The sequence below is a fragment of the Pseudoalteromonas maricaloris genome (assembly GCF_024746855.1).
Classification (GTDB): Bacteria; Pseudomonadota; Gammaproteobacteria; order Enterobacterales; family Alteromonadaceae; genus Pseudoalteromonas; species Pseudoalteromonas maricaloris.
In genome coordinates, this window is sequence record NZ_CP024625.1 from 1,641,011 (window position 1) to 1,666,278 (window position 25,268).

A 25,268-nucleotide genomic window follows, 5' to 3' on the forward strand; every position below is an offset into this window, starting at 1 on the left:
TACTTATGCAATCAATTCCGATGACAGTACGAGGCGAAGAATTGCTTCGTGATGAACTGAATCATTTAAAAAAAGTTGTTCGCCCGAAAATCGTTGCAGATATTGCAGAAGCGCGTGAACACGGTGATTTGAAAGAAAATGCTGAATACCATGCTGCACGTGAGCAGCAAGGTTTTTGTGAAGGCCGAATTCAAGAAATTGAAGCTAAGCTTTCGACAGCACAAATCATCGACGTGACTAAAATGCAGAACAACGGCAAGGTTATTTTTGGTAGTACTGTGACTATTGTGAATGTAGATACAGACAAAGAAGTAACTTATCGTATCGTTGGTGACGACGAGGCCGATCTTAAGAACAACTTGATTTCTGTTAATTCACCGATTGCGCGTGGGTTAATCGGTAAAGAACTAGATGATACAGTGAATATTCAAACACCAAATGGTGCTGTTGAATATGAAATCATTGAAGTTGAATACAAGTAATCCTTTCTTTTAAAGCCTGCATCCGCGGGCTTTTTACTATAACAATCATTTCTACTTTTGCTGCTGTAATGCCGTGTAATTGCCATTTCTCTATATTCTTATAGCTTTGTGTGATGCCTGTATATTTTTGGTACAAACAATTTTAGGAGAAAAGGATGTCATTTGAAGTCGATCAATTCAAAACAGAAGGGTTTGAATTGTTTATATCGAGTTGGAAATCTAAGTTGGCAGGCGCTGGCGCGCGGGACCTCTCCCTGAATCAACATTGTTTTTGGCGTACCATGCGTAGTCGCTGTGCGATTGACCTTAGTAAGCAGAGTGAGCTTTTGCAAGGGGTGAGCTTAGCGAGATACGATACCTACCTTATTCTTACTGCTTTGTTGTATACCAACAGCTTATACGCAAGCTCTGATTTAATCATTGGTTATAACCTGCCAGGCCACTTTTTTACCAGTGAAAGCTCAGAAGCTCGACACAGTTTTTCTCGTGAGTTACTTAATTCGCTCAAGCTCACTCAGCCCTTGTTTTTGGTTGATGAATATTTTGAAAATTTTGAGTTCAATACGATTGCTTATGACAAGCTCAATGAGGCTAATCCCGTTTGGCATGATATAAGCAGCGAATTAGGCACTTTACCCAGTTTAGTAAATACCACCCGCTCAGAGCACCAGCTGTCCTTGAACCTATTACACTTTGTACCGAAGCTTTTCTCTGGTAAGCAGCTTGCCGAGCAAGTCAATTATTTAGTTGAGATTGAATAGGATTATACACATCTGACATAGTTTGAAACGAATTTGCTTTAGACTTTTAGTGCGAGCTTGTTACACTCGGATTGTTCCCAAAACCAATCAGGCACCGGTTCATAAATGATATGTTAGTATGAGCCGGTATCTTTATCAGGAGAATAACCATGAGTTTATTAAAAAGCGCATTGTTTAAGACGTTGAAAAATAAGTCTACTCAGCAAGTCGCTTCAGTGGTATTGGATAAGGCTATGAAGCAGGGAAAAGAATACCTAGATTCAAGAAACACCAGCAGTGGTAACGATACAGATGAGTTGCTGTTAGGGCTACAGCATTTATTAGCACAAAAACCAAATGACGGTGTTTATTCAATCACGCTATCCACTTATCGAGTGAGAGTAAAAATCACTTCTGGCGCCATTTCCCATATTGATAAGATCTAATTTATTCCACTCACTATAAATTTTTATTCCTTCTTTTCGTCAATTGGTTGGACTTTTAATCATAAAGATCAACCAATTGGGTGAATTTATAACCAACGACCTTCCCCCTTTGGATACCCGCTTTTAAGATTATGGTGGCTTTTCCGTCGAGCCACTATTCCATAAAGTTATATAAAATATATTGTATACATTGTAATTTTAGTGTTAAAAACCTATAACCCAATCGGGTTTGGATACACAACAGGAAAGGTAAATGATGAAAATTACAAAACTCACTTTGGCGCTATCTGCGCTTACAGCAATAAATTCAGCCAACGCACATCAAGAATCACAGCGACTCTTTAAGCCGCTCGATGCATCGGTTCAAGTGGAAACGAACATTTCCCATGGCCATGAGCACAAAAATTTGCATGATAGAGCACCCGTTGCACATACACCAACTAGGAGCATGCCGCTGTTATCTGCTAAACACACGCCATTATTGCAAGCGATGGCAGTAAGCCAAAGTGAAGCGATTGCTGCATGTGATTTAAATAGCTTAGCAAGTGCGAGCAGTAGCCAAATTGTTACTGAAATAAAGCAACAGGGTACGAGCTGTATCAATGCTTTGTTCTCCGCTGACAGCAGCATCCAAACACAAGTATTCACTTCAGATAAAATGTACGCTGCGGCGCAAAATGCCAAATCGCTTTCGCAAAGCTATTCAGGCAACGGCAGTGCCGACCTCGAAGCGCTTTATTTATTTATTCGCGCTGGCTTTTATGTTGAGTTTTACAATGACCAGGTGACTTTTGCTACTTGGGTTAAGCCTGCGGTGAAAGATGCGTTGGATGCTTTTGTTGGTAATAGCCATTTCTACGACGACAATGATGCTCATGGTAAAGTACTCGGTGAGGCTATTACTACAATGGACTCATCGGAACTACAGGGGCACTATCTGCCAGTTGTAAAAGCATGGCTATCTAAATGGAATGAAAGTTACGCTCAAAAGTGGAATATGCGCAGTGCGGTAAACGGCATTTTCACTATCTTATATCGAGGTCAGTGGAATGATAACTTTGTCGCTTTGGTTAAAAACGATCAACAATTGGTGAGTTTACTAGGGAGCTTCACCGCACAAACTTGGATGGTAAATTCAGATTCTGAATATCTAATCATCAATGCTGCGAGCGAATTGGCTCGACTTAAATTATACAATGGTGCAGCTATTCAAGAGTCAGTCGACACGCAATTAACCGCTTTATTCTCGCGTTATAACAGTTATGGTTTTGGCGATGGTGTCTGGTTAGCTGCGGCTGATGTCGCGACCTATTATGCTGATTGTGGCCAGTTTGGTATTTGTAATTTTGATAAAGAACTTGAGAGCAAAGTACTTTCTCAACAACATAGTTGTAGCGATACAATAAAGATTAGATCACAAGCACTCACCGCTCAGCAATTGACTTCAGCGTGTCAAACCATGGAAGCGGAAGAAGGGCGATTCCACACCATGCTGGAAACAGGCCGCTTACCGGTTGCCGATGATAACAATGATTTTCTGCAAGTGAATATCTTTAATAGCAGTGCAGACTATAAAAAATATGCCAAAGCCATTTTTAAAATCAGCACCGACAACGGTGGTATGTATTTAGAGGGTGATCCTAGCGATGTGAATAACGTTGCTAATTTTGTTGCATACGAGGCCAGTTATGCAAAGCCGGATCATTACATCTGGAACTTAGAGCATGAATACGTACATTATCTTGATGGGCGTTTTGACCTGTATGGTGACTTTAATGCTCCGACTAAGCCTATCGTCTGGTGGAGTGAAGGGGTGGCTGAGTACATTGCAAACCTCAATGATAATCAAGCCGCAATAGACACAATCAAAGATGGCTCAGTATATACGCTAGCCGAAATCTTCAGCACGACGTATGACGGTTTTGATCAAGATAGAATTTACCGTTGGGGTTATTTAGGGGTGAGATTCCTGTATGAAAAACACTTTGATGAAGTGCTCGCAATGCGACAGGAAACGCGACAAGCAAATTGGAATGCGTACCAAGCCCGTATGGACCGCCTCGCATCACAGTATCAATCAGAGTTTGTTCAATGGTGCAACGAGCTTGCTGCTGGTGGTCAGAATAACGCACCTACTTCAGAGGTTAATGGGCCATACTCTGGTGATGTTAATCAAGCGATACTATTTTCAAGCCAAGGTAGTGTCGACCCTGATGGTGATGTACTCACTTATCTGTGGCGTTTTGGTGATGGTAGCCAAAGTAATGAAGCCAATCCCACGCACAGTTATGTGCAAGCAGGCGAGTATCAAATTAGCTTAACGGTGAGCGATCCTAGCGGTTTGAATCACACTAGTAATACAGTGGCTACTGTAAGCGCAACGACTTCAAACAAACTACAGTCTGGCGTACCTGTCACGGTTGCGGGCGAGCAAGATGAACAAGTTGCATTTTCAATCGATGTCGCTGCTGGCACTGATAAATTAGTCATCAGCACGTCTGGAGGTACAGGTGATGCCGATCTTTACGTTAAGTTAGGCTCGGCGCCAACGTTCAGCGAATATGATTGCAGACCATACCAATCCGGTAACGAAGAGGTATGTGAAATCACTACACCTACCGCTGGCACCTATTACATTATGCTGCATGGTTATAATCGCTTTGAAAATGTGCAGTTGTTAGGAGAAATCGCAACAAATTCAACAATAGAGGACGTATGTCAGTCGCAGGGTAGTGTCTCTAATGGTAGATTAGCAGCGGATGAAACAATTTGCCTTGGAAGCCAAGAGCCGATGTGGTTTAGCCTTGAGAATGTAAGTGGTCAACAATCGGTGGTGATCAAAACAGCTCATGGTAGTGGTGATCTTGGGCTTGAATACAGCAATGCAGGATGGCCAAATGGCACTAATGTGGATGCAAGCTCGTTCAATCAAGGTAACCAAGAGTGCATTGAGATAAGTGTGCAATCTGAATATTGGGGATACTTGAAAGTGTCAGGCGCACCAACGGGGGCAGCGCTGAAAGTGTCTTATAACAAAGATGGTTGTCAGTAATTGCCTAATACTAAGGCAGACATAATGAAAGTAATAAAACGGGTGATAGAGATCACAGTTATTACTTGTTCATAATTTGTTTTTGTTATATTTTTGTAAAATAAGGGGCCTTTGGTCCCTTTGCTCATTTAAAAACATGTGAAAGGAATTAACCGATATGCCGAGAAGGAGCTAGGCTGTAGTTTTAGACTGTATTAAAAGTTTAGGTTAGACACGAGGCACTCAGTGTTAAAAAAGTACTTTATTGCCATTTCCACTTGGTTAATGGTGGCCTTTTCAGTGACAGCCGCTGAAACCCAAATTCTCTACGTATATCATCACAAGCCGCCCTATATTATTGATCTAGAATCGCAAAAAGGTCTTTATTTTGATTTAGCAAAACTTATTAATGCCGTGCAAAAAGAGCTGCAGGTAGAAGTACGTTTTGTACCACGTAAACGCTTAGATAAGCAGCTTGAACAGCAAACACTCAAAGGATTTATTTTAGGGGTAAACCCAGCTTGGTTTGATGACCGCAAAAAACAAAAGTATTTGTGGAGCGGCCCGTTAATGTATGACACGGACGAATTCGTCTCGCATGTAGAGCAACCGTTTGAGTATTATCACCCTAGCTCATTGTACGGTAATCAAGTTGGCGCCATTGCTGGGTACTACTATCGCCACTTGGACCAAGGAGTGGAGCAAGCCAATATCCAGCGAGTGAACGTAAATTCCGAAGAAGCTCTATTGGAGATGATCCTCAAAAGGCGGGTGAGTATTGCCATTGTCAGTCGCTCTACGACAGAATATCTTGTTGCTAAAAATGGTTGGAAGCGAGTGTTTCACTTTTCTCAAAATCCCCATGAAACCTATTTTAGAGCAATATTGGCGCCTAAAAATTCAGCATCGGATTTTGAGGCGCTACAACAGGTGTTAGATTCCAAGCCTTTCAAAAAGCAACTGGTGAAATTGCTTAAAAGCTACCATCTTGCTTATTGAAGTAAGGGGGAAAGGAGCGTAGTTATTCTGATTTCAGGTTAGATACATCGCTCCGGTACTTTAGTGATTACCAGCAATTATTACCAACTACCCGTGTTTTCCATTGACTGCCAAGGCTCAGCTGAAGGCAATGCATCACCTTGTTGGAGTAATTCGATCGAAATGCCATCTGGAGATTTAACAAATGCCATGTGACCACAGCGCGGTGGTCGGTTGATCACCACACCGGCATCTTGCAGCTTTTGGCAAAGTGCATAGATGTTTTCTACGGCAAAGGCCAAGTGGCCAAAATTACGACCACCAGTGTATTCTTCCGGATCCCAGTTATAGGTAAGTTCGATAGTAGGAGAAAAGCTTTGCTGCGCCTGCTCAACTTGATCAGGGGCGGCGAGATAAATTAAACTAAAACGGCCTTGTTCACTGTCATAACGTTTCACTTCAACGAGACCTAAGAGGTCGCAATAAAACTTCATGGATTCATCAAGATCACGTACTCGTACCATAGTATGTAAGTATTTCATTATGTATTCCGTTTAGACTCTAGTCAGCAAATTTTAAAGTGTTACACATCAGATTGAAAGGTCAACAGACCTCGGGCACCTAGATGAGCGGATAAAAAAGTAATTGATTTCTGGTAATTTTTAGCACTGCTAGTTAAGCTTTTGTGAGATTGAGAATTAACGATTCAAAAGGGCGCTCAATGATGGCAGAACTTCCTGAAGTAATAGATAGCATGACAGATATCGTTTCGTGTTTAAACACCAGCGAATCTTTGGAGCACTTCTTGTTGAATGTGCACTGTATTGTGCAAAAAATTACTTACGCGGACAATTTCTATGTGGTTTTGCAAAGACAAGATGGCGAGTTTGAATTTCCCTATTTCCATGATGTCAAAGACAGTATTTCGCTCGAGGAATTAAATAGCCTAACTAGCACAGAAATAGACAAAACGCTTACTAGTTATGCGCTGCGCTCTGACAGTGTAAAGAACTATTCTGAGCACGCTTTGATGGCACTGACCGAGAAAGGGGTTATTGAAATGTTAGGCAGTTTCCCCAAGCAATGGTTGTGCTTTCCGCTAATCAATCGCGACAAGCATTTAGGCGCGTTTGTGATCCAATCCTACCGTCGTAGCGATGAATACTCAGAAGCCATGGTGGATTTGTTGTATACCGTTAGTCATGTTATTGCGTCTGCGATGGATGCATTTGCAAACCAGCAAGCACTCATTGAAGCGAATACAGCCCTGAGAACCCATGAGCTTGAATTGGAAGCAATGGTAGAAAAACGCACCCATGAACTTAGTGTGAGTTTAGAAGAATTAAGAACAGAGGTCGAAAAGCGCAAATCACTTCAAGAAAAGCTAGAGTTTGATGCCTACCACGATAACCTTACGCAACTGGCGAACCGAAAATACCTTTTTAACGAGCTGAATAAAATGTCCGCTCGTTCGATGCGACAGCCAGTAAATGTATATTTAGGGTATCTCGATTTAGATAACTTCAAGCCGATCAATGATAATCACGGCCATCATAGTGGTGACGAGGTTTTGGTACATGTAGCAAGACGTCTGCAAGAAGCGTTACGAGAATATGATTTTGTGTGTCGTATTGGTGGAGATGAGTTTGTCTTTGTGATCAATGAAAAAATTGCCAGAGACTTGCTTGAAAGCTTAACAAATCGCCTGTTGAGCGTGATAAATGAAGATATCTTGCTTACCAATGGTGAGTTGGTCAATGTCGGGTGTAGCATCGGCATGGCGGTTTCTGAGAGCGTGGAATTCAGTGCGGAATCGTTATTAAAAGTAGCGGATCAAGCGCTATACGAGTCTAAAGGAAAGGGCAAGAATCAGGTCTCATTTAGCTTCAAATAACACTGAATATAAGATTAATATTTTGTTATTTATCATGTTTTTATAAAATTTCATGATATTGCTCGTTGCCCTTTGCTTTAAGCAGATGATTGATTTAGGATCAGGCTTTATAGTCAGAAAAACATGGACATTATGATCATCAGGCTGATCCTTATTGCACTGTTTTGTTTTGCTATGACGGCAAAAGCAGTAGAAGTTCAAAATTTATATGAAGCCTCGCTGAGTGTTAGCGACAAATCTCGCGCAACGCGAGCGCAAGCGAGCCAACAGGCATTATTAAAAGTGTTGCAAAAGCTCACAGGTAAAGCCGATGATTTTTCTCACCCTTCTATCCAAGCGAGCCTTAAGCGCATCTCAGATTACATGCTGAGATATGAATATTATGATCGACAAGGCGTAACCAAAATTAAGGTGGAGTTTGAGCCTGGTAAGGTCGAAGATCTAGTCAGAGAAGCTGGCCTACCGCTTTGGGGTAACCGCCGTCCTATGGTCGCGATTTGGATGGTGATTGAAGATAACTTCCGCCGAGAGTTTGTTACGCAAGAAAGTTACCCTCAACTCGAACGCCTTATTTATGACACCGCAGACGAATGGGGCGTGCCAGTGGTTGTTCCTTTGATGGATCTTGAAGATCGCAGCAATGTGAGTATCGCAGAGGTATGGGGAAACTTTTCTAATGAAGTTGAGGAAGCGTCATTGCGTTATGAGGCGGAGCGCGTTATCACCGCACGTTTGTTTCAGCCTGCCCATACAAATTCTTGGCAGCTAGACTGGCGCTACACTGATGCCGAATATTTTGAGCCTGAGCAGTATGTCGGTGACAAGCAGCAAGTTATTATTGATATGGTGAACCAGCTATCTAGCACCTTAGCTCAGAAATATGTTATCGATCCTAATCTCACTCTAGAAGCGCATCGAACTGAAATTGTGGTTGAGCAATTACAGTCATTTACGGATGTAGAAATGGCGAAGCGTCGTTTTCTATCTATGAGTACCGTGGTGGATGTTGATGTGATCTACCGTGCGAAAACAGCTGTGAAGTTTGCGATTGAACATACCTCAAGCGTATCAGACTTGCGTAAAACGATTGCATTGGAGCAAAGCTTTAAGGCGTACGAAGACCCGAGAGCCTATTATCAAATCGCAGACGACAACAACCTTAAATACAATTGGGTGGGTAAATAGGATGGAATCGCCACGTCAAATGGCGTTGCCAGTGACGCTGCCTGATGACGAAACCTTTGCCTCGTATTTTGGCGGCGAAGCTTCATTGGAAGTAAGCCACTTAAAAAATGGTCTTGCCCGTCGTTCAGCCGGATTTCAGTACACTTATCTGTGTGGATTGGCAGACTCTGGCAAGTCGCACTTGCTATATGCTACGTGCATTGAAGCGCAAGAGCTTGGACTCTCGACTATTTTATTGTCGATGCGAGAAGTGTTGGATTTTGGTCCGTTAGTGTTAGATGGGCTCGATGCATTGGATGTAGTTTGTATAGACGATGTGCATTTGGTTGCAGGAGATGAAGCGTGGGAAAAAGCCTTATTTAACTTTTTCAATCGTTTTAATGAAAAAGGCAAATGCCTTGTGGTTACTGCCGATCTGTTGCCCAACATGCTGAATTTGTCACTGCCAGACTTAGAATCGCGTCTAACCTGGGGAACGACCTTTCAGATCCGCTCGATGAGTGATGATGATAAAGCCGAAGCCTTAGTAAAAAGAGCACACATGCGTGGCCTTGAGCTCTCCGATGAATGTGCGCGATTTTTGCTCACGAGATTGAGTCGTGATATGCGCGCGTTACTTGATGTATTGGATAAACTCGATCACGCATCCATGGCTGCGCAAAGAAAGTTAACAATTCCTTTTATAAAAGCCACTTTAAAGCTGTAACAGGGCTAGAATATCGCCTTGCAATTCAGTTATCATAAGAGATTAAATAACAGCAAATTACCTCAGCAAAGATCAGGTAGACAATGAATTTAGAAAATATTTTAGCGCAAGCGCTTGAAGCCGTTGAGCAGGCAAGCGAAATTGCGCACCTTGAGGAAGTTAGAGTTAACTACCTTGGTAAAAAAGGTGAGATCACAGGTCTTCTTAAAACGCTAGGCAAACTAGCACCAGAAGAGCGTAAAGATGCAGGTCAAGTGATTAACCAAGCTAAGACCCAAGTACAAGATGCGATTACGGTAAAACGTGAAGCGTTAGCCAATGCAGCACTTGAGCAGAAGCTAGCAGCTGAGACGATTGATGTGACGTTGCCGGGTCGTACAATGCCAGCTGGTGGCCTTCACCCCGTTACTCGCACCATAGAGCGTATTGAGCAGTTTTTTGGTGAGCTAGGATTTGCTGTTAAATCTGGCCCAGAGGTTGAAGATGACTTTCATAACTTTGACGCGCTAAATATTCCAGAGCACCACCCAGCGCGTGCCGATCATGATACTTTCTATTTCAATCCTAAATTGGTACTACGTACACAAACCAGTGGCGTTCAGATCCGTACTATGGAAGCTGAGCAGCCGCCTTTGCGAATTATCTCGCCAGGTCGTGTATACCGTAACGATTACGATCAAACACATACGCCAATGTTCCACCAAGTTGAAGGCTTGATGGTAGACACTAACGTAAGCTTTACAGAACTTAAAGGGATTTTGCACGATTTCCTACGCAACTTCTTTGAAGAAGATATGGAGATTCGCTTCCGTCCTTCATACTTCCCATTTACAGAACCTTCAGCTGAGGTGGACGTAAAAGGTAAAAATGGTAAATGGCTTGAAGTACTAGGCTGCGGCATGGTGCACCCGAACGTACTGCGCTCGGTAGGCATTGACCCTGAAAAATACACTGGTTTCGCCTTTGGTATGGGGGTTGAGCGTTTGACGATGTTACGTTATGGCGTAACTGACTTAAGAGCTTTCTTCGAAAACGACTTAAAATTCCTAAACCAATTCAGATAAGAGCGACAAAAGTATGAAATTCAGTGAAAAGTGGTTACGCGAGTGGGTCAATCCAGCAATTGATACTGATGCGCTATCTGAGCAATTATCAATGGCGGGTTTAGAAGTTGATGGTGTAGACCCTGTTGCCGGTGACTTCCAAGGTGTGGTGATCGGTGAAGTGGTTGAATGTGGTCAACACCCAGACGCTGACAAACTTAGAGTAACAAAAGTAAACGTAGGCGAAGACGAACTACTAGATATTGTCTGTGGTGCCGCTAACTGCCGTGCCGGTTTAAAAGTGGCGGTTGCTAAAGTGGGCGCAACGCTTCCAGGCGATTTCAAAATTAAGAAAGCTAAACTTCGCGGTCAGCCGTCTCACGGTATGCTGTGTGCGTTTGAAGAGCTTGGTATGGCGGAAAGTTCAGACGGTATTTTAGAACTCCCTATGGATGCGCCAATCGGTCAAGATATTCGTGAATACTTCGGCTTGAACGATGTAACGATTGATGTCGATTTAACGGCTAATCGTAGCGACTGTTTAGGGATCAAAGGTCTGGCTCGTGAAGTTGGAGTACTAAACAGCATCGACGTAACAGAAGTTGCTATCACGCCAGTTACGCCAACGATTGATGATAAAATCTCTATTGAACTGGTAAACAGCGAAGCATGTCCACGCTACTTAGGTCGTGTGATCAAGGGCGTTAATGTTAAAGCAGAGACCCCTTTTTGGATGGTAGAAAAACTGCGCCGCTGCGGTGTACGCTCAATTGACCCAGTTGTTGATGTTACGAACTACGTATTGCTTGAGCTAGGTCACCCTATGCACGCGTTCGATTTAAGCCAAATCGAAGGTGGAATTAAAGTACGTAATGCCTTTGAGAATGAAGAGCTAGTATTGTTAGACGGCAACACGGCGAAGCTTAATCCATCAACACTACTGATTGCTGATGATAATAAAGCACTTGCGATGGCAGGTATTTTTGGTGGCGAACAGTCAGGTGTTAGTGACGAGACAAAAGACATCTTGTTAGAAAGCGCGTTCTTTGCACCGCTTGCGATTGCAGGCCAGGCTCGCAGCTACGGTTTGCATACTGATGCATCGCACCGTTATGAGCGTGGTGTAGACCCGGTACTGCAGCGTGATGCGATGGAAAGAGCAACAGGCTTGCTACTTGAAATCGTTGGCGGTGAAGCAGGGCCGATTGTTGAAGCTGTGTCAGAAACTGATTTACCAAAAGAGCGTCAAGTCACTTTACGCCGTGAGCGTTTAGACCGCGTGATCGGTTATCATATCGAAGATGCTAAAGTATCAGACATCTTAACACGTCTGGGCTTAGCGGTAACATTTGCAGGTGGCCAGTGGCAAGCTCAAGTACCAAGCTATCGCTTCGACATTAGTATTGAAGAAGACTTAATTGAAGAAGTTGCGCGCGTATTTGGCTACAACAATATTCCAAATGTGGCGCCAACCGCTGCGTTAAAGATGACAGATCATCAAGAAGCACGTTTGCCTGTAGCGCGTTTTAGAGATGAGTTAGTAAGCCGTGGTTATCAAGAAGCCATCACATATAGCTTCGTTGATCCAAAAGCACAACAGCAGTTACACCCAGAAGCAGATGCATTAATTCTTCCGCATCCAATTTCGGTTGAAATGTCAGCAATGCGTGTAAGCCTGATGACAGGCTTGATCAATGCGGTTTCTTATAACCAAAACCGCCAACAGTCACGTATTCGCTTATTCGAAACGGGCCTTAAGTTTATCAAAGACGACAACGCAGAAAACGGCGTACGTCAAACCGCTGTGATCGGTGGCATCGCGTATGGTAACACGCATAACGAACATTGGTCTGTGCCTTCACGTAAAGTTGATTTCTTTGATGTGAAAGGCGATGTAGAAGCTTTGCTTGCACTTTGTAACGACAAAGCACGCTTTAGTTTTAAAGCAGAAGCGAGCGATGGTTTGCACCCAGGTCAATCAGCTGCAATTTATGCAGACGGTAAAAAGGTTGGTTTCATCGGTGCAGTTCACCCTCAGCTATTAAAGCCGTTAGAACTTAAAGATACGCCATATGTATTTGAAATCGACATGGCTGCTTTAGAAAATCGCCAGCTTCCAGAAGCTGTTAGTATCTCGAAATTCCCATCAAATAGAAGAGATATTGCTATTTTAGTTGCAGATGACGTAAAAATAGGCGATATTTTAGAGTGCATTGAGAAAGTTGGCGGAAATCAATTAGTTGACCTAAACTTATTCGATGTGTACAAAGGGCAAGGGGTTGAACCTGATCATAAGAGTTTAGCCATTGCTCTAACATTGCAAGCGGTTGATAGAACGCTCGAAGAGAAAGACATCAACGCGGTTGTAGAAAACGTGGTGGCCGAACTGGCCAAACAATTCAATGCATCGTTGAGGGACTAGATATGGCGCTTACTAAAGCCGACATAGCTGAACACCTATTTGAAAAACTGGGGATCAATAAGAAAGATGCCAAAGACTTAGTTGAAGCGTTTTTTGAAGAAATCCGCTCAGCGCTAGAAAACGGCGAGCAAGTGAAGCTCTCCGGGTTTGGTAACTTTGACCTTCGCGACAAGAAGGAACGCCCAGGTAGGAACCCAAAAACTGGGGAAGATATTCCTATCTCTGCGCGACGCGTGGTAACTTTTAGGCCTGGCCAAAAGTTAAAAACTCGTGTTGAGGTCGGCACAAGCAAAAACTTGTAATATAAGAAAGCCTTGGTGGTGATACCAAGGCTTTTTTTATATTGAAATAGTTTTGTCACATATTCAAGCTACACTCTGCGCCTGTTTGCGTTCCGTGGAGTGAGGAGCTTATGCGAGGAGCACACTCCTTAAGCAAGTTGTTTAAGAATATCTTTATTGCTTGGTTGTCTTGCACCTTTGTATTTTCAATTGTGGCCGCCTTCACTTATGTGCATCAAAAAGAGACCGCTAAATCCAATCTTGTCACCGTAGCGAGTCGAATCGTATCTGACATCAACAAAGAGTTTGTCGTTGTAGACGATACCTTAAAACATGCCATCCACCTTTCTCCAAATTGTGACCCTGACGGTCTACACTACATGCGTAGATTGGTTTTTGAAAACCCTGGCATGAGCGAGATAGGGATCGTAGATAGTAAAGGGAAATTGGTCTGCAATTCTTTTGGGCAACTCACTCCACCTGTGAATACCAGTGCCCCAATAAAAAAGCCCGGACTTAGATACTATGGCCCAATCATTACCGACTATTTAGAACTTCCAGCCTTTGTTTTAGCGCGCACGAGAGACGATGGTTATGAGGTAAATGTGTTGATGCCGGATCATTGGCTAAAGAGTATGCTTGATATCTCGGCTCATCATAATACCGATTTTGCTGCCTTGGTCGACAATAGCACGGGTGTGCCGGTTTTTTTAAATGGTAAATATGCTTTGCCAATCCGCCAAAAACTATTTCCAACTGCTAATAGTCGCGCAGTAGAAGGACTCTTTGATGATGAAAAGGTAAAGTTTGCGTACGTTGCAGCTATTCCGAGTTTGCCGCAGATGAGCTTAATCATTGCAAAAAATGATGAGCAACTAGTGAGTCTAGGGTGGTTGTGGCTAGTACTTTGGAGTGTGTTGTATTGTGCCTCTTGGGTTGGCCTCACGTTGTTATTGATCAGTTATGACAAGCGCCAGCTAAGCAGTAAAACACAAATATTAAGAGCATTGGCAAATGATGAGCTATTTAATGTGTATCAACCTCTTGTTAATGCACAGGTGCCATCGATAGTGGGCGTGGAAGTACTCATTCGTTGGCGTCATCCACTTGAAGGTGTGCTCGGCCCCGCTTACTTTGTGCCAGAGGCTGAGCGTGATGGTACTATTTTAGATATCTCGATAGCGCAAGTCGAAAACGCTGTGCGTGATTTGACGGACATCTTAGTCGCTCAGCCAGACTTTAAGGTGTCTTTTAACGTTAATGGTTTACTTCTGGGCTCTAAACGCTATATCGACGCCTTACTTGCTGCAAAAAACCAAATATCCTCGTTGACTATTGAATTAACTGAGCGTGATGTGCTGACGCAGGCTCAAACGAAAACGGTACTCACCGAGCTCAAACGTGCTGGGATAGAAATCGCGATTGATGATTTTGGTACGGGATATAGTGGTTTGCAGTACTTACAAAGTTTTCCGATCGACCTGCTGAAAATAGATCAGAGCTTTGTTGCATCAATTGGCCTAGATACTTTGCAATCCCCAGTGTTATCGGCAGTGATTGATATGGCGGAAAAGCTCGATAAAAAGCTGATTGCTGAAGGGGTAGAGACTCAAGCTCAGGCTCGTTATCTCAAAAGTCGAGGGGTGAATGTGCATCAAGGTTGGCTTTATTTCAAAGCACTGGAACTGCCGCAACTACAGCGTGAGATGGATAAAGTGTTAGATAACAAAAGAGCGGCTTAACCGCTCTTATTTAATTAAAAGACCCAACTATTATAAAACTTCAGCGAAGTAGCAACCAAATGCATCAAGAGTTAGTACATTTGCGCTTGCCGTGCCACTTAGGTGTTTCAGGTCACACTGTGTTAATGCAACTTCAGGAAGTGTCACGCTTTGTTGAGTAGCTGCTAAGTTGAATGCGCACAGCAGTGTCTGGGTTTGTGTCTTACGGTAAAAAGCTAACACCGGCTCTGGGGTATCAATAAACTCAATGTCACCTGTTTTTAGTGCAGGTTGCGCATTTCGCCACTGTAAAAAGGCTTGATAGTAGCTGAGCGTTGAATTGCTATCTACTGCTTGTTCGTCTACTGCTCGTAGAGCATGTGCTTCAGAAACTGGTAACCAAGGCTTAGACTCTGAGAAGCCAGCATTGGTTTTTGCCTTCGTCCAAGGAAGTGGCGTTCTACAGCCATCACGGCCTTTAAAGTTTGGCCAAAAGGTAATGCCATATGGGTCCTGAAGCTCTTCGAAGGCAACGGCGGCTTCGCCAAGTCCTAGTTCTTCGCCTTGATACATACAGACGCTACCGCGCAATGAACCGAGAAGGGCGGTGAGCATTTTGACCTGTGTATCGTTTACCTTGCCATCTACACTCCAGCGACTTGCTACCCGTTCTACATCGTGATTTGCAAACGCCCAACATGGCCAACCTTCGGTCATGACTGACTCTAGGCGAGAAACCGTTTCTCTGATGTACTTTGCACTATAGTCGTTAGTTAGCAGCTCAAAGCTATAACCCATGTGTAGCTTGTTACCATCGGCCGTGTACTCTGCCATTGTTTGCAAAGAGTCTTCTGAGCTTATCTCACCTAAGCTAACTGTGCCTGGGTATCTATCTAATAAGGCACGGATCTCTTCCATGAACAGTAAGTTTTCAGGTTGCGTATTGTTGTAATAATGGTACTGAAAAGCATAAGGGTTGTCTTCGCTAAAGCCACGACCTTGACGAAGCTCAATAGGTTTAGCTGGATTATCCCTAAGCTGCTTATCGTGAAAACAGAAGTTGATTGCATCTAGTCTAAATCCATCAACGCCTTTTTTAAGCCAAAACTCGACGTTGTCTAGTACGGCTTTACGTACTTCAGGGTGATGAAAGTTAAGATCCGGCTGCTCAGTGAGGAAGTTATGCAGGTAATATTGGCAACGTCTAGGCTCCCACTGCCAGGCGACACCACCAAAAATGGATAGCCAATTGTTTGGTGGACTGCCGTCTGGATTGGCATCGGCCCATACATACCATTCTGCTTTGTCGTTTGTTTTGTCTTCACGACTTTCGACAAACCAAGGGTGTTGATTTGAGGTATGACTAAGTACTTGATCAATAATGATCTTAATATCACGATTATGTGCTTCGCTGATAAGCGTGTCAAAATCGTCGAGTGTACCAAACATAGGATCTATATCGCGATAGTCGCTAATATCATAGCCAAAGTCTTTCATTGGTGACTTAAAAAATGGTGAAATCCATACTGCATCAACACCAAGCGATTTAATGTAGTCTAGTCGCTGAATAATACCCTGTAAGTCGCCAATACCATCTGCATTACTGTCCTGAAAGCTACGCGGATATATTTGATAGATAACCGCGCCTTTCCACCATTCATTATTTACCATGCACTTTCTCCAGGCTATGTGCGTGTTTGTTCTTTGGCAGTGCTGAGTATCAAGTAAATACTATGCTAGGCACTTTCACCACTAATTTTGCCAAAGAATACGTCATGCTCATGGGGCTGTAAAAAACCTGCATACGTATGCAGGTTTTGTTGGGTAAATTTATGATAAGTCATTTACATAATTTTATTTTATAAAATAAATTTACCAATATTGGCCTTTAAAAAGGAATAACCAGATAAATAAAGCTTTTCGAGAGAAAGTTTTTGGTAAGACCAATTTAACTTGGGTATGACTAGTGATGACATGTTGAGGATATTTTGATGCTCAGTCGACAATAATAGCCCATGAAAGTTAAGATTTAGTGAAATTAAAGCAGGTAAATAAATGCGGTCGGTCTTATGACCTTAACTAATAAAAATATATATTTATCATGAGGTTGAGTTTTATTCCTGTAAAAAGCCTGTAAATTTCGTTGAAATGCACTAGCTTTGAATACGTATGCATAAAGTTGTTTACAAATTTAATCAGCCGCTAGTATTTGACTGACAACAACTGTGCTCGTTTGTTTTTTCATCATTTTGCACGCCTGATGAACAAATCGCACAATATAATATGGTTAATTGGGATAAAACATTATGTCTAAGTTCAAACCGAGTATGCTAACGCTTGCGCTGATTGCTGCGGGTGTGAGCCATGCTGCTCCTGTTGAAGATAACACTGCTAATAATGAAGAAAATAACGTTGAGGTGATCGAAGTTCGAGGTATTTCGCGCAGTATCATCGCCTCAATCGATAAAAAAAGATTTAGCGACACCATTGCAGAAGTAGTTGATGCTGGAGACTTAGCTTCCTTACCTGACGTGTCAATCGCTGACTCGCTAAGCCGTCTACCTGGGATCACCGCGGTAAGAGCAAGTGGGCAATCTTCGCAACTTAATATTCGCGGGATGAACGGCGACTTTATTCAAACCACATTAAACGGACGTGAGCAGGCGAGTACCAGTGGATATACCGCAGGTAGTCGCTGGATTTCATTCGACCAATATCCGTCAGAATTAATTAATCAAGCCGCAGTGTATAAATCACCAAAAGCATCGCTGATTGAAGGTGGTGTTGCGGCTACGGTTGAACTTAAAACGGCAAACCCTCTCGATGCTGAAAAAGAACATAATTTTAATTCTTCGGTAAGATATTCCTACAATGATGCAGCGTCAGATGTAGGCGCGGATTCAACAGGCGAACGTATTAGTTTTTCATACCGAGGTAAATTCCTAAATGAGACACTTGGTTTTGCTATTGGTGGGGCGTATCTAAACCAACCAAATAACGCAATTGATATCTCAGCGCATGCTCCTACACGCTCTCAGGATTTTGATGGCGATGGTACTGAAGAGCGCTCAGTCAATGGCTTTCAATATCGCTCAGCCAAAGGCAGCGATGAAAGACTTGGCCTGTTAAGCACCTTGGTGTATCAGCCAACAGACGCATTCAAAGTACAATTTGATTATTTCCATTCTAAGTTTGAATCGGAAGATAAAAAGAGCGGCTTAAATATTGAAGGGTTTTCAAAAGATATTAACTCGTTGTATACGGTTGACAATGCAGTTGTTAAAGATGGTTTTCTAGTCGCTGGGGATGTAACTATTACGGATCCCAATGGCCCATGGGTTGAGATGCGCTCTGAAGACCAATCAACGGACTCAACCACCGACAGCTTTGGCTTAAACTTGCAATACACGACAGATTCGTGGGAATTAAAGTTCGACTGGGCTCATAGTGAAGGGGAAAAAACGCGTAGAGATATGATTGCTTCAATGCATGCATACGAGTACGGTACTTCTACACTGGAAGATGGAACATTAGTTAACACCTGGCAAGAATTAAGAAATCAAACGTTTTCTTTTGAACAAAGAGAGAAAGATTCACCACTGTTAACACTTGGCAACGGGTATACCGACCTATCTAATATGCGACTGGGTGATTGGGAACAATTCCCTCACAAGTACACAGACGAGTTAGATAGCGTTAAAGTTGATTTTAAATATTTTATTGAGAACAGCTTTATTTCTTCGATTGAAGTTGGTGCACGTTGGTCAGACCGAGAATTTACGGATCAACGCTCTACATTTAGATGGGGCGCACGCGAAGGCCAAAATGGTTACCAGTTACCGGATGGCACCATCGTCACGAACAAAGGCTGTGAATTTAATGATCAGAACCACCCGTGTATTCCACACGATTTGACGGGATATGTTTCGGTTAGAGATACTCGAGGCTTCCAATACTTGGAATTAGACCTTGAAGGTATCGCTAACGAAGTATTTGGTCCGGGTAATTATGAGGCGCAACAAACTTGGGGCCACAATTGGACGCTCATTGAAAGTGGAGCAGTTCGAGAAGAAGTATTAGCCGGTTATATTATGGCAAATATAGATACCGAAATTGCTGACATACCAGTGACGGGTAATTTTGGCGTTCGAGTAGTAAGAACTGATACGAAATCAATAGGCATTCAACAGATCCAAGGTGATGAAGTTGGTGACTCAATTATCGATGACAATGGCGTTGAAAGAACCGATTATCGCCATGTTAATTATGGTCCTGAGTATACAGACACATTGCCTTCACTAAACCTCAATTTCAGAGTGAGTGACACAGACCAAATTAGGTTTGCAGCAGCAGAAGTTATTGGCCGTCCACCTGTCTACCAGCTTAGAGGTGGTGCAGGTTCTTGGGCTGACACCGCAAATGATGGTACTAGTCCTCGTTATAATGTGTGGTCAAAAGGTAACCCAAATTTAGACCCGTTTAGAGCGACTCAAATTGATTTATCTTATGAGCGTTACTTTGAAGATGGTGGTGCTTTTGTTGCCGCGATATTCTGGAAAGATATTGAATCTTTGATTGAAAGTATCACTTATCAAGAAGGTGAAGTTGACTGGGCTGATATTGGCCTAGAGGTTCCTGATGGATTCGTTGCAGGTCAATACCAAACGACTCAGAATAATGATCAAGGTGGATACATAAGAGGTATTGAGCTTGCTTATACCACTATGTTTGATAATTTACCGGGCGTCTTTTCAGGTTTAGGTTTTAACGCTAACTATTCATATACTGAGAGCGAAACAACGGTAGATGGCGGTGGTAACTTCCCTGATCAGCAATTGCCACTCCCAGGTCTATCAAAAAATGTTTGGAGTGCTACGGTATTTTGGAACATAGACTCGTTCACAACACACCTGAATATCCGTTACCGTGATGAGTATGTGTATGAAGGGGCTTCACCTGGTGGCTCTTCTCTAGCTTGGGCTGATGAATATACTGTGGTTGATTGGCAGGCATCGTACAACTTTGAGAATGGTTTGGAAGCCGTCTTACAGGTTAATAACCTAACTGATGAGCCAAATACCACTAACTATGGTACTGCACTTGCCACTGGTGAGTACAAAGAGTTTGGTCGCCAGTATTATTTAGGGTTTAACTATAGCTTCTAATTAGTCGCAAGCATCCATGGCCACCAAAGTAACACCTGCTTTGGTGGCTTTTTTATAATCGCTCATAGCGCAATGAGTGGTTATCATCAATTATCTAAATTGATATGTTTGGTTCACTTTCAATACATGGTTTTTAATAGGTTTAAGGTGCGAAGGCGATGAAAAGTCAGAAAATAGTGATTTTAGGTGGTGGAACTGCAGGTTGGATGGCCGCAAATATGATGGCAAAAAGCTGGGCAGATAAAGCGATAGAAATCACTGTGGTTGAATCTTCTAGCATCGGGACTATTGGTGTTGGTGAAGGGTCTACTCCGCAGTTCAAAGGATTTATGGACTATTTAGGTATCTCGGAAGCCGAGTGGATGCCTGCTTGTAATGCGACCTATAAAAATGGCATTCGGTTTATAGATTGGTCTACAAAACCTGGATTTTCTAGCTATTTTCATCCATTTCCTGCACAACCTGATGACTACAGTGCACCGGCTTTTTTTCATAACAGCTTTGTTCGGCGTAAGGCGATTGACGTAGAAGGCCACCCAGACCACTTTTTTTTAGCGACTCACTTGGCTGATTTAAATAAATCCCCAATTGCTGCAGAAAGCTTCCCATTCGAAATTAATTATGGTTATCACTTTGACTCAGCATTGCTTGGCCAGTTGTTGGCTCGCAAAGCGGCTGAGTTTAATGTAAAACACATTGATGCCACAATTACCGACGTTCGGAAACACCTTGATGGTGATATTGCGGCACTGATAACGTCTGATGGTACAGAAATCGCTGGGGATATTTTTATTGACTGCTCGGGCTTCAAAAGTTTACTGCTACAACATACTTTAGGTGTGGGTTTTGAGTCATTCGAGTCCAATTTATTTAACGACGCTGCGGTCGTTATACCTACCAAGCAACTTGACACTATTCGCTCCGAAACACAATCTGTTGCGCGTCAATTTGGGTGGTCTTGGCACATTCCACTAACGAACCGTATCGGCAATGGTTATGTTTATAGTCAGCGTTACTGCGATGCGGATCAAGCCGAAACCGAGCTAAGGGCGGCTTTGGGTTTGTTGGACTCAGAAGTAGAAGCTCGGCATATAAAAATGAAAGTCGGGCAAGTTAAAGCGCATTGGAGTAAAAACTGCATCGCTATTGGTTTATCTCAGGGCTTTATAGAGCCATTAGAAGCAACCGCTTTGCATATAGTCCAAGAAACCGTTCAAAGTTTCATTGAATGCTATCAAGATGCGGATTTTACCGATGGTAACAGAGATAAACACAACCGCGCTTTGAGCGAACGGTATCAGGCTATTCGAGACTATATTGTCGCTCATTATCGTGTCAATAGTCGTACTGACACCAACTACTGGCTTGATAATGCCAACAATAACCACTTATCGCGGTCACTCTATCAAATTTTACAGACTTGGGTTTCTGGTAATAACTTATCGGATGAATTAGTTCGCCAAAACGTTGAGCAATATTACCCTTCAGTCAGCTGGCATTGTTTATTGGCAGGTTATGGTATCTACCCAGAACAAGCTCAGCTTAAGTCAGGCAATGCCCTAGCAAACCAACATAACATCGAAAAAGTGAATGACTTCATCAGACGATGTGGATTGAATTTTAAAGATCACCGAATGGAGCTAGAAAGCTTTGTGGCAAATGTTCACAAGTAACTTGGTATTAATCGTTATAAATAAAATCTAATTAAGGGTCTCTCTGAATACATATGTAATGGGTTCAGTACGTTCGTTTACGCAAGTAGGCTCTTTTAAAACAGCATTATGACAACACTATGAAAAATAAACCTCTACTATTGGCTGTGTCAGCGCTTTTGGGTGGTGCAGTAAGTTTAAGCGGCTGTGGCCCCAAGCCAGTTGATAAAAAAACTGAACAAATGACATTGCAATCGGAAGTGGCGCCAGTGAGCAAACCCGTTGTTTATCAAGTATTCACAAGGCTCTTTGGCAATACTAAAACGGTGAACAAACCTTGGGGAACGCTAGAGGAAAACGGCGTAGGCAAGTTTTCTGATTTTACTCCTACGGCATTACAACAAATTAAGGCGATGGGTGTGACTCATGTTTGGTATACCGGCGTGCTCCATCACGCAGTAGTGACGGATTATAGCAAGTATGGGATCAGCCAAGATGATCCTGATGTTGTAAAAGGCAGAGCGGGTTCACCTTATGCAATAAAAGATTACTACACCGTTAACCCTGATCTTGCGAACGATCCTTCTGCACGACTGGCTGAATTTGAAGCCTTAATCAAACGCACACATGACGCCGGCTTGAAAGTGATCATTGATATTGTGCCAAACCATGTCGCTCGTAACTATGAGTCACTCGGTGCGCCTAAAGGGACTGTCGATTTTGGCGCGAATGACGACACGCAAGTTGCATATGCTCGGGACAATAATTTTTATTATGTGGTTGGTGAGGAGTTTACCGTACCAACGAGTGAAAGCTATCAGGTGTTAGGTGGTGAGTCTCATCCATTGGCGGATGGCAAATTTGCAGAAAATCCAGCAAAGTGGACCGGTAACGGTGCTCGCGCGGCAAAGCCTGATATTAACGATTGGTATGAAACCGTCAAAGTGAATTACGGTGTGAAGCCTGACGGTAGCTACGATTTCGACCGCTTGCCAGACGATTATGCTCAGCAGGATTACCGTGCGCATTTTGAATTTTGGCAACACAAGCAATTGCCCGATAGTTGGTACAAATTTCAAGCCATTACGCATTTTTGGTTAGAAAAGGGCGTAGACGGTTTCCGTTACGATATGGCGGAAATGGTGCCAGTAGAATTTTGGAGCTTCTTAAACTCGTCGATTAAAACAAAAAATCCTCAAGCTTTCTTGCTTGCTGAAGTCTATAACCCCACCTTATATCGCCCGTATATCAAGCAAGGGAAGATGGATTACCTCTACGACAAAGTGGGTTTCTACGACACCTTGAAGGCGTTAATGCAAGGCAAAGGTAGTGCCCAAGCCGTGTTGGATAGTCATCAATCGGTAGCCGATATTGCACCCCATATGTTGCACTTTTTAGAAAACCATGATGAGCAGCGTATCGCAAGCCCTGACTTTGTTGGCGATCCGCTAAAAGGTAAACCCGCTATGGTGGTTAGTCACCTAATAAGCACAGCGCCATCGATGATCTATTTTGGACAAACATTAGGGGAAGACGGCTCTGAGCAGGCGGGGTTCGGCAGTCCAAGCAGAACCAGTATCTTTGACTATATTGGCGTACCCGAACATCAAAAATGGATGAATGACGGGAAATTTGATGGCGCGCTACTTTCAAATGAGCAAAAGGCGCTTCGTAATTACTACGTCAAATTACTCAATCTTGCAAAGCAGCCGGCGATTGCGGCTGGTGAATACCAGCAAGTCACCCTGAGTGCTGAGATGCCAAGCAATGCTGAAACAGTTATGGCATTTGGCCGTAAATTAGGTCAACAAAAGTTGTTGGTCGTGAGCAACTTTAATGCGGAACAAGAACAAATAGTCACCGTAAATCTGCCTAAAGACTGGCATGGTGCTTATAACGATATTTTAGAGTCACACCCGACTTTACAATTACAACCAACGACTGATGGCGAGCACGTCAACGCAACGATTGCGCTAGCGCCGCTTGCCAGCGCGGTTTATCAAGTAGAGAAGTAAGCTATGCAACAAGAACAACAAAAACCACAACTCAGTTTTTGGCAGATATGGAATATGTGCTTTGGGTTTCTTGGGATCCAATTTGGTTTTGCACTGCAAAACGGCAATGTGAGTCGTATTTTTCAAACCCTCGGTGCCAAGGTCGATGACATCCCTATTTTGTGGGTTGCAGCGCCCTTAACGGGTTTAATCGTGCAGCCAATTATCGGCTACTGGAGTGATAGGACATGGGGAAAACTTGGCCGTAGAAGACCATTTTTCTTGTGGGGGGCTATTCTCACCACGCTATCGCTTTTCATCATGCCCAATTCTCCAACGCTTTGGATTGCGGCGGGTATGCTGTGGATCATGGATGCGTCTATTAACGTCACGATGGAGCCGTTTAGAGCATTAGTAGGTGATAATCTGAATGAAAAGCAACGTGCTACAGGTTATGCGATGCAGAGCTTTTTCATTGGTGTTGGTGCCGTGGTCGCGTCTGCGCTGCCTTGGATGATGACCAATTGGTTTGAGGTGAGTAACACAGCTCCTGCAGGACAAATCCCTGACTCGGTAAAATACGCATTTTACTGGGGGGGAGCTATTTTGTTCATCTCCGTATTGTGGACGATTCTAAAAACGAAAGAATATAGCCCTGAACAACTCGCAGCCTTTGAACAAGCGCAAATGAATACGCAAAGCGCAACATTGTCAGACTTACCTGTGAATTTTTTAAAAGGCAGTGCGGTGAGCGGTTTCATTGGTGTTATCGTGTTGTTTGCCGTTGCATTTCTTGGCCTTGAAAAAGAGCTGTATTTGCTTAGTGGGCTGCTAATCGCTTTTGCAATTGTATTTGTCATTGCGCATGTGATGCAGCAAAAACAGCGCGTAAGTAATGGTTTTTATCATGTTATTTTTGACTTATTTACGATGCCAAAGACCATGCAGCAGCTTGCTGTGGTGCAGTTTTTTAGCTGGTTTTCGCTATTTGCCATGTGGATCTACACCACCTCAGCGGTAACGAGCCATCACTATGGTACGTCAGATGTAACGAGCAAGCTTTATAACGACGGTGCTGATTGGGTCGGGGTGTTATTTGCAGCCTACAATGGCTTTGCTGCTATTGCTGCGATGGTGATCCCATTCATGGTTAAGCGCATTGGTCTCAAAGGGGCGCATGCAGCTAACTTGTTTTTTGGCGCAGTGTCTTTAATTAGCTTCAAATTTATCGGTGATCCCACATTACTTTGGTTGCCAATGGTGGGTATTGGCTTTGCTTGGGCATCTATTTTGTCATTACCTTACGCGATGTTAAGTAACGCTTTGCCAAGCAACAAAATGGGTGTATTTATGGGGATCTTTAACTTTTTTATCGTGATCCCACAATTACTCGCCGCCAGTATTCTAGGTCTAATTCTACGTCATGGTTTTGATAACCAACCGATATTCGCACTCGTCATCGGAGGCGTGTCATTTTTACTCGCTGCATTAGCTGTTTCAAGAGTCACGATAAAGGCTCAATAAGGAG

General features: G+C 43.1%; 18 protein-coding genes. 16 read left to right on the top strand and 2 right to left on the bottom strand.

Translation table 11 applies throughout. The annotated features are described in order from the left end of the window. The first annotated feature begins 5 nt into the window (after window positions 1–5). The 5 genes from greA (at window position 6) to CTT31_RS07045 (ending at window position 5,698) form a co-directional block, all read left to right on the top strand. Window positions 6–482: a transcription elongation factor GreA gene (gene greA / locus CTT31_RS07025; RefSeq protein ID WP_010377973.1), complete on the top strand. Its 477-nt coding sequence runs from the start codon at window positions 6–8 to the stop codon at window positions 480–482. Between the two features lie 155 nt (window positions 483–637). Beyond that, on the top strand, window positions 638–1,243 hold the full coding sequence (locus tag CTT31_RS07030; protein WP_211859641.1) for a hypothetical protein: 606 nt from the start codon (window positions 638–640) through the stop codon (window positions 1,241–1,243). Window positions 1,244–1,392: 149 nt separating this feature from the next. Further along, window positions 1,393–1,668 carry a hypothetical protein gene (locus CTT31_RS07035; protein ID WP_039495521.1) on the top strand — a complete coding sequence of 92 codons (276 nt, stop codon included), beginning with the start codon at window positions 1,393–1,395 and terminating at the stop codon, window positions 1,666–1,668. Between the two features lie 253 nt (window positions 1,669–1,921). Further along, window positions 1,922–4,720 carry a collagenase gene (locus CTT31_RS07040; RefSeq protein WP_260492249.1) on the top strand — a complete coding sequence of 933 codons (2,799 nt, stop codon included), beginning with the start codon at window positions 1,922–1,924 and terminating at the stop codon, window positions 4,718–4,720. A 225-nt stretch (window positions 4,721–4,945) separates the two neighbouring features. Then, window positions 4,946–5,698, top strand: coding sequence for a substrate-binding periplasmic protein (locus CTT31_RS07045; RefSeq protein ID WP_193521821.1), 753 nt, complete (start codon window positions 4,946–4,948; stop codon window positions 5,696–5,698). A gap of 80 nt (window positions 5,699–5,778) precedes the next feature. On the opposite strand, the gene CTT31_RS07050 is transcribed toward CTT31_RS07045, so the two are convergent. Further along, the gene (locus CTT31_RS07050) at window positions 5,779–6,219 is read right to left on the bottom strand and encodes a VOC family protein (protein ID WP_130126509.1); all 441 of its coding nucleotides are present in this window, start codon (window positions 6,217–6,219) and stop codon (window positions 5,779–5,781) included. A 179-nt stretch (window positions 6,220–6,398) separates the two neighbouring features. Between CTT31_RS07050 and CTT31_RS07055 the strand changes: the two genes are divergently transcribed. The 7 genes from CTT31_RS07055 (at window position 6,399) to CTT31_RS07085 (ending at window position 14,950) form a co-directional block, all read left to right on the top strand. Beyond that, window positions 6,399–7,571, top strand: a complete 1,173-nt coding sequence (locus CTT31_RS07055) for a sensor domain-containing diguanylate cyclase (protein WP_211859643.1) — start codon at window positions 6,399–6,401, stop codon at window positions 7,569–7,571. Between the two features lie 123 nt (window positions 7,572–7,694). Continuing rightward, window positions 7,695–8,756 carry a DUF2066 domain-containing protein gene (locus tag CTT31_RS07060; RefSeq protein WP_211859644.1) on the top strand — a complete coding sequence of 354 codons (1,062 nt, stop codon included), beginning with the start codon at window positions 7,695–7,697 and terminating at the stop codon, window positions 8,754–8,756. A gap of 1 nt (window position 8,757) precedes the next feature. Continuing rightward, the gene (gene hda, locus CTT31_RS07065; RefSeq protein ID WP_211859645.1) at window positions 8,758–9,462 is read left to right on the top strand and encodes a DnaA inactivator Hda; all 705 of its coding nucleotides are present in this window, start codon (window positions 8,758–8,760) and stop codon (window positions 9,460–9,462) included. Window positions 9,463–9,545: 83 nt separating this feature from the next. After that, the gene (gene pheS / locus CTT31_RS07070) at window positions 9,546–10,526 is read left to right on the top strand and encodes a phenylalanine--tRNA ligase subunit alpha (protein ID WP_010604038.1); all 981 of its coding nucleotides are present in this window, start codon (window positions 9,546–9,548) and stop codon (window positions 10,524–10,526) included. A gap of 13 nt (window positions 10,527–10,539) precedes the next feature. Next, window positions 10,540–12,927, top strand: a complete 2,388-nt coding sequence (gene pheT / locus CTT31_RS07075; protein WP_260492250.1) for a phenylalanine--tRNA ligase subunit beta — start codon at window positions 10,540–10,542, stop codon at window positions 12,925–12,927. A 2-nt stretch (window positions 12,928–12,929) separates the two neighbouring features. Next, window positions 12,930–13,229 (top strand): integration host factor subunit alpha, encoded by a 300-nt coding sequence (gene ihfA / locus CTT31_RS07080; RefSeq protein ID WP_010377997.1) that lies wholly within the window; start codon window positions 12,930–12,932, stop codon window positions 13,227–13,229. Between the two features lie 110 nt (window positions 13,230–13,339). Then, entirely contained in the window at window positions 13,340–14,950 is a 1,611-nt protein-coding gene (locus tag CTT31_RS07085) for an EAL domain-containing protein (protein ID WP_260492251.1), read from the top strand. A 30-nt stretch (window positions 14,951–14,980) separates the two neighbouring features. Here the strand turns inward: CTT31_RS07085 and CTT31_RS07090 are convergent, their stop codons facing one another. Next, entirely contained in the window at window positions 14,981–16,600 is a 1,620-nt protein-coding gene (locus tag CTT31_RS07090; RefSeq protein WP_260492252.1) for an alpha-glucosidase family protein, read from the bottom strand. A 635-nt stretch (window positions 16,601–17,235) separates the two neighbouring features. Between CTT31_RS07090 and CTT31_RS07095 the strand changes: the two genes are divergently transcribed. The 4 genes from CTT31_RS07095 to CTT31_RS07110 all read left to right on the top strand — a co-directional run bounded on the left by CTT31_RS07095 (window position 17,236) and on the right by CTT31_RS07110 (window position 25,264). Then, on the top strand, window positions 17,236–20,094 hold the full coding sequence (locus CTT31_RS07095) for a TonB-dependent receptor (protein ID WP_010378003.1): 2,859 nt from the start codon (window positions 17,236–17,238) through the stop codon (window positions 20,092–20,094). Window positions 20,095–20,252: 158 nt separating this feature from the next. Next, window positions 20,253–21,767 carry a tryptophan halogenase family protein gene (locus tag CTT31_RS07100; RefSeq protein WP_211859650.1) on the top strand — a complete coding sequence of 505 codons (1,515 nt, stop codon included), beginning with the start codon at window positions 20,253–20,255 and terminating at the stop codon, window positions 21,765–21,767. Window positions 21,768–21,886: 119 nt separating this feature from the next. After that, window positions 21,887–23,761, top strand: coding sequence for an alpha-amylase family protein (locus CTT31_RS07105; protein WP_260492253.1), 1,875 nt, complete (start codon window positions 21,887–21,889; stop codon window positions 23,759–23,761). A 3-nt stretch (window positions 23,762–23,764) separates the two neighbouring features. Next, window positions 23,765–25,264, top strand: a complete 1,500-nt coding sequence (locus CTT31_RS07110; protein WP_260492254.1) for an MFS transporter — start codon at window positions 23,765–23,767, stop codon at window positions 25,262–25,264. Window positions 25,265–25,268 lie beyond the last annotated feature (4 nt).

What these genes read in the sequence shown, in the direction of transcription:
- greA (WP_010377973.1), top strand. Translation starts at nt 6, where the DNA reads ATGCAATCAATTCCGATGACAGTACGAGGCGAAGAATTGCTTCGTGAT.
- CTT31_RS07030 (WP_211859641.1), top strand. Translation starts at nt 638, where the DNA reads ATGTCATTTGAAGTCGATCAATTCAAAACAGAAGGGTTTGAATTGTTT.
- CTT31_RS07035 (WP_039495521.1), top strand. Translation starts at nt 1,393, where the DNA reads ATGAGTTTATTAAAAAGCGCATTGTTTAAGACGTTGAAAAATAAGTCT.
- CTT31_RS07040 (WP_260492249.1), top strand. Translation starts at nt 1,922, where the DNA reads ATGATGAAAATTACAAAACTCACTTTGGCGCTATCTGCGCTTACAGCA.
- CTT31_RS07050 (WP_130126509.1), bottom strand. Translation starts at nt 6,219, where the DNA reads ATGAAATACTTACATACTATGGTACGAGTACGTGATCTTGATGAATCC.
- CTT31_RS07055 (WP_211859643.1), top strand. Translation starts at nt 6,399, where the DNA reads ATGATGGCAGAACTTCCTGAAGTAATAGATAGCATGACAGATATCGTT.
- CTT31_RS07060 (WP_211859644.1), top strand. Translation starts at nt 7,695, where the DNA reads ATGGACATTATGATCATCAGGCTGATCCTTATTGCACTGTTTTGTTTT.
- hda (WP_211859645.1), top strand. Translation starts at nt 8,758, where the DNA reads ATGGAATCGCCACGTCAAATGGCGTTGCCAGTGACGCTGCCTGATGAC.
- pheS (WP_010604038.1), top strand. Translation starts at nt 9,546, where the DNA reads ATGAATTTAGAAAATATTTTAGCGCAAGCGCTTGAAGCCGTTGAGCAG.
- pheT (WP_260492250.1), top strand. Translation starts at nt 10,540, where the DNA reads ATGAAATTCAGTGAAAAGTGGTTACGCGAGTGGGTCAATCCAGCAATT.
- ihfA (WP_010377997.1), top strand. Translation starts at nt 12,930, where the DNA reads ATGGCGCTTACTAAAGCCGACATAGCTGAACACCTATTTGAAAAACTG.
- CTT31_RS07085 (WP_260492251.1), top strand. Translation starts at nt 13,340, where the DNA reads ATGCGAGGAGCACACTCCTTAAGCAAGTTGTTTAAGAATATCTTTATT.
- CTT31_RS07090 (WP_260492252.1), bottom strand. Translation starts at nt 16,600, where the DNA reads ATGGTAAATAATGAATGGTGGAAAGGCGCGGTTATCTATCAAATATAT.
- CTT31_RS07095 (WP_010378003.1), top strand. Translation starts at nt 17,236, where the DNA reads ATGTCTAAGTTCAAACCGAGTATGCTAACGCTTGCGCTGATTGCTGCG.
- CTT31_RS07100 (WP_211859650.1), top strand. Translation starts at nt 20,253, where the DNA reads ATGAAAAGTCAGAAAATAGTGATTTTAGGTGGTGGAACTGCAGGTTGG.
- CTT31_RS07105 (WP_260492253.1), top strand. Translation starts at nt 21,887, where the DNA reads ATGAAAAATAAACCTCTACTATTGGCTGTGTCAGCGCTTTTGGGTGGT.
- CTT31_RS07110 (WP_260492254.1), top strand. Translation starts at nt 23,765, where the DNA reads ATGCAACAAGAACAACAAAAACCACAACTCAGTTTTTGGCAGATATGG.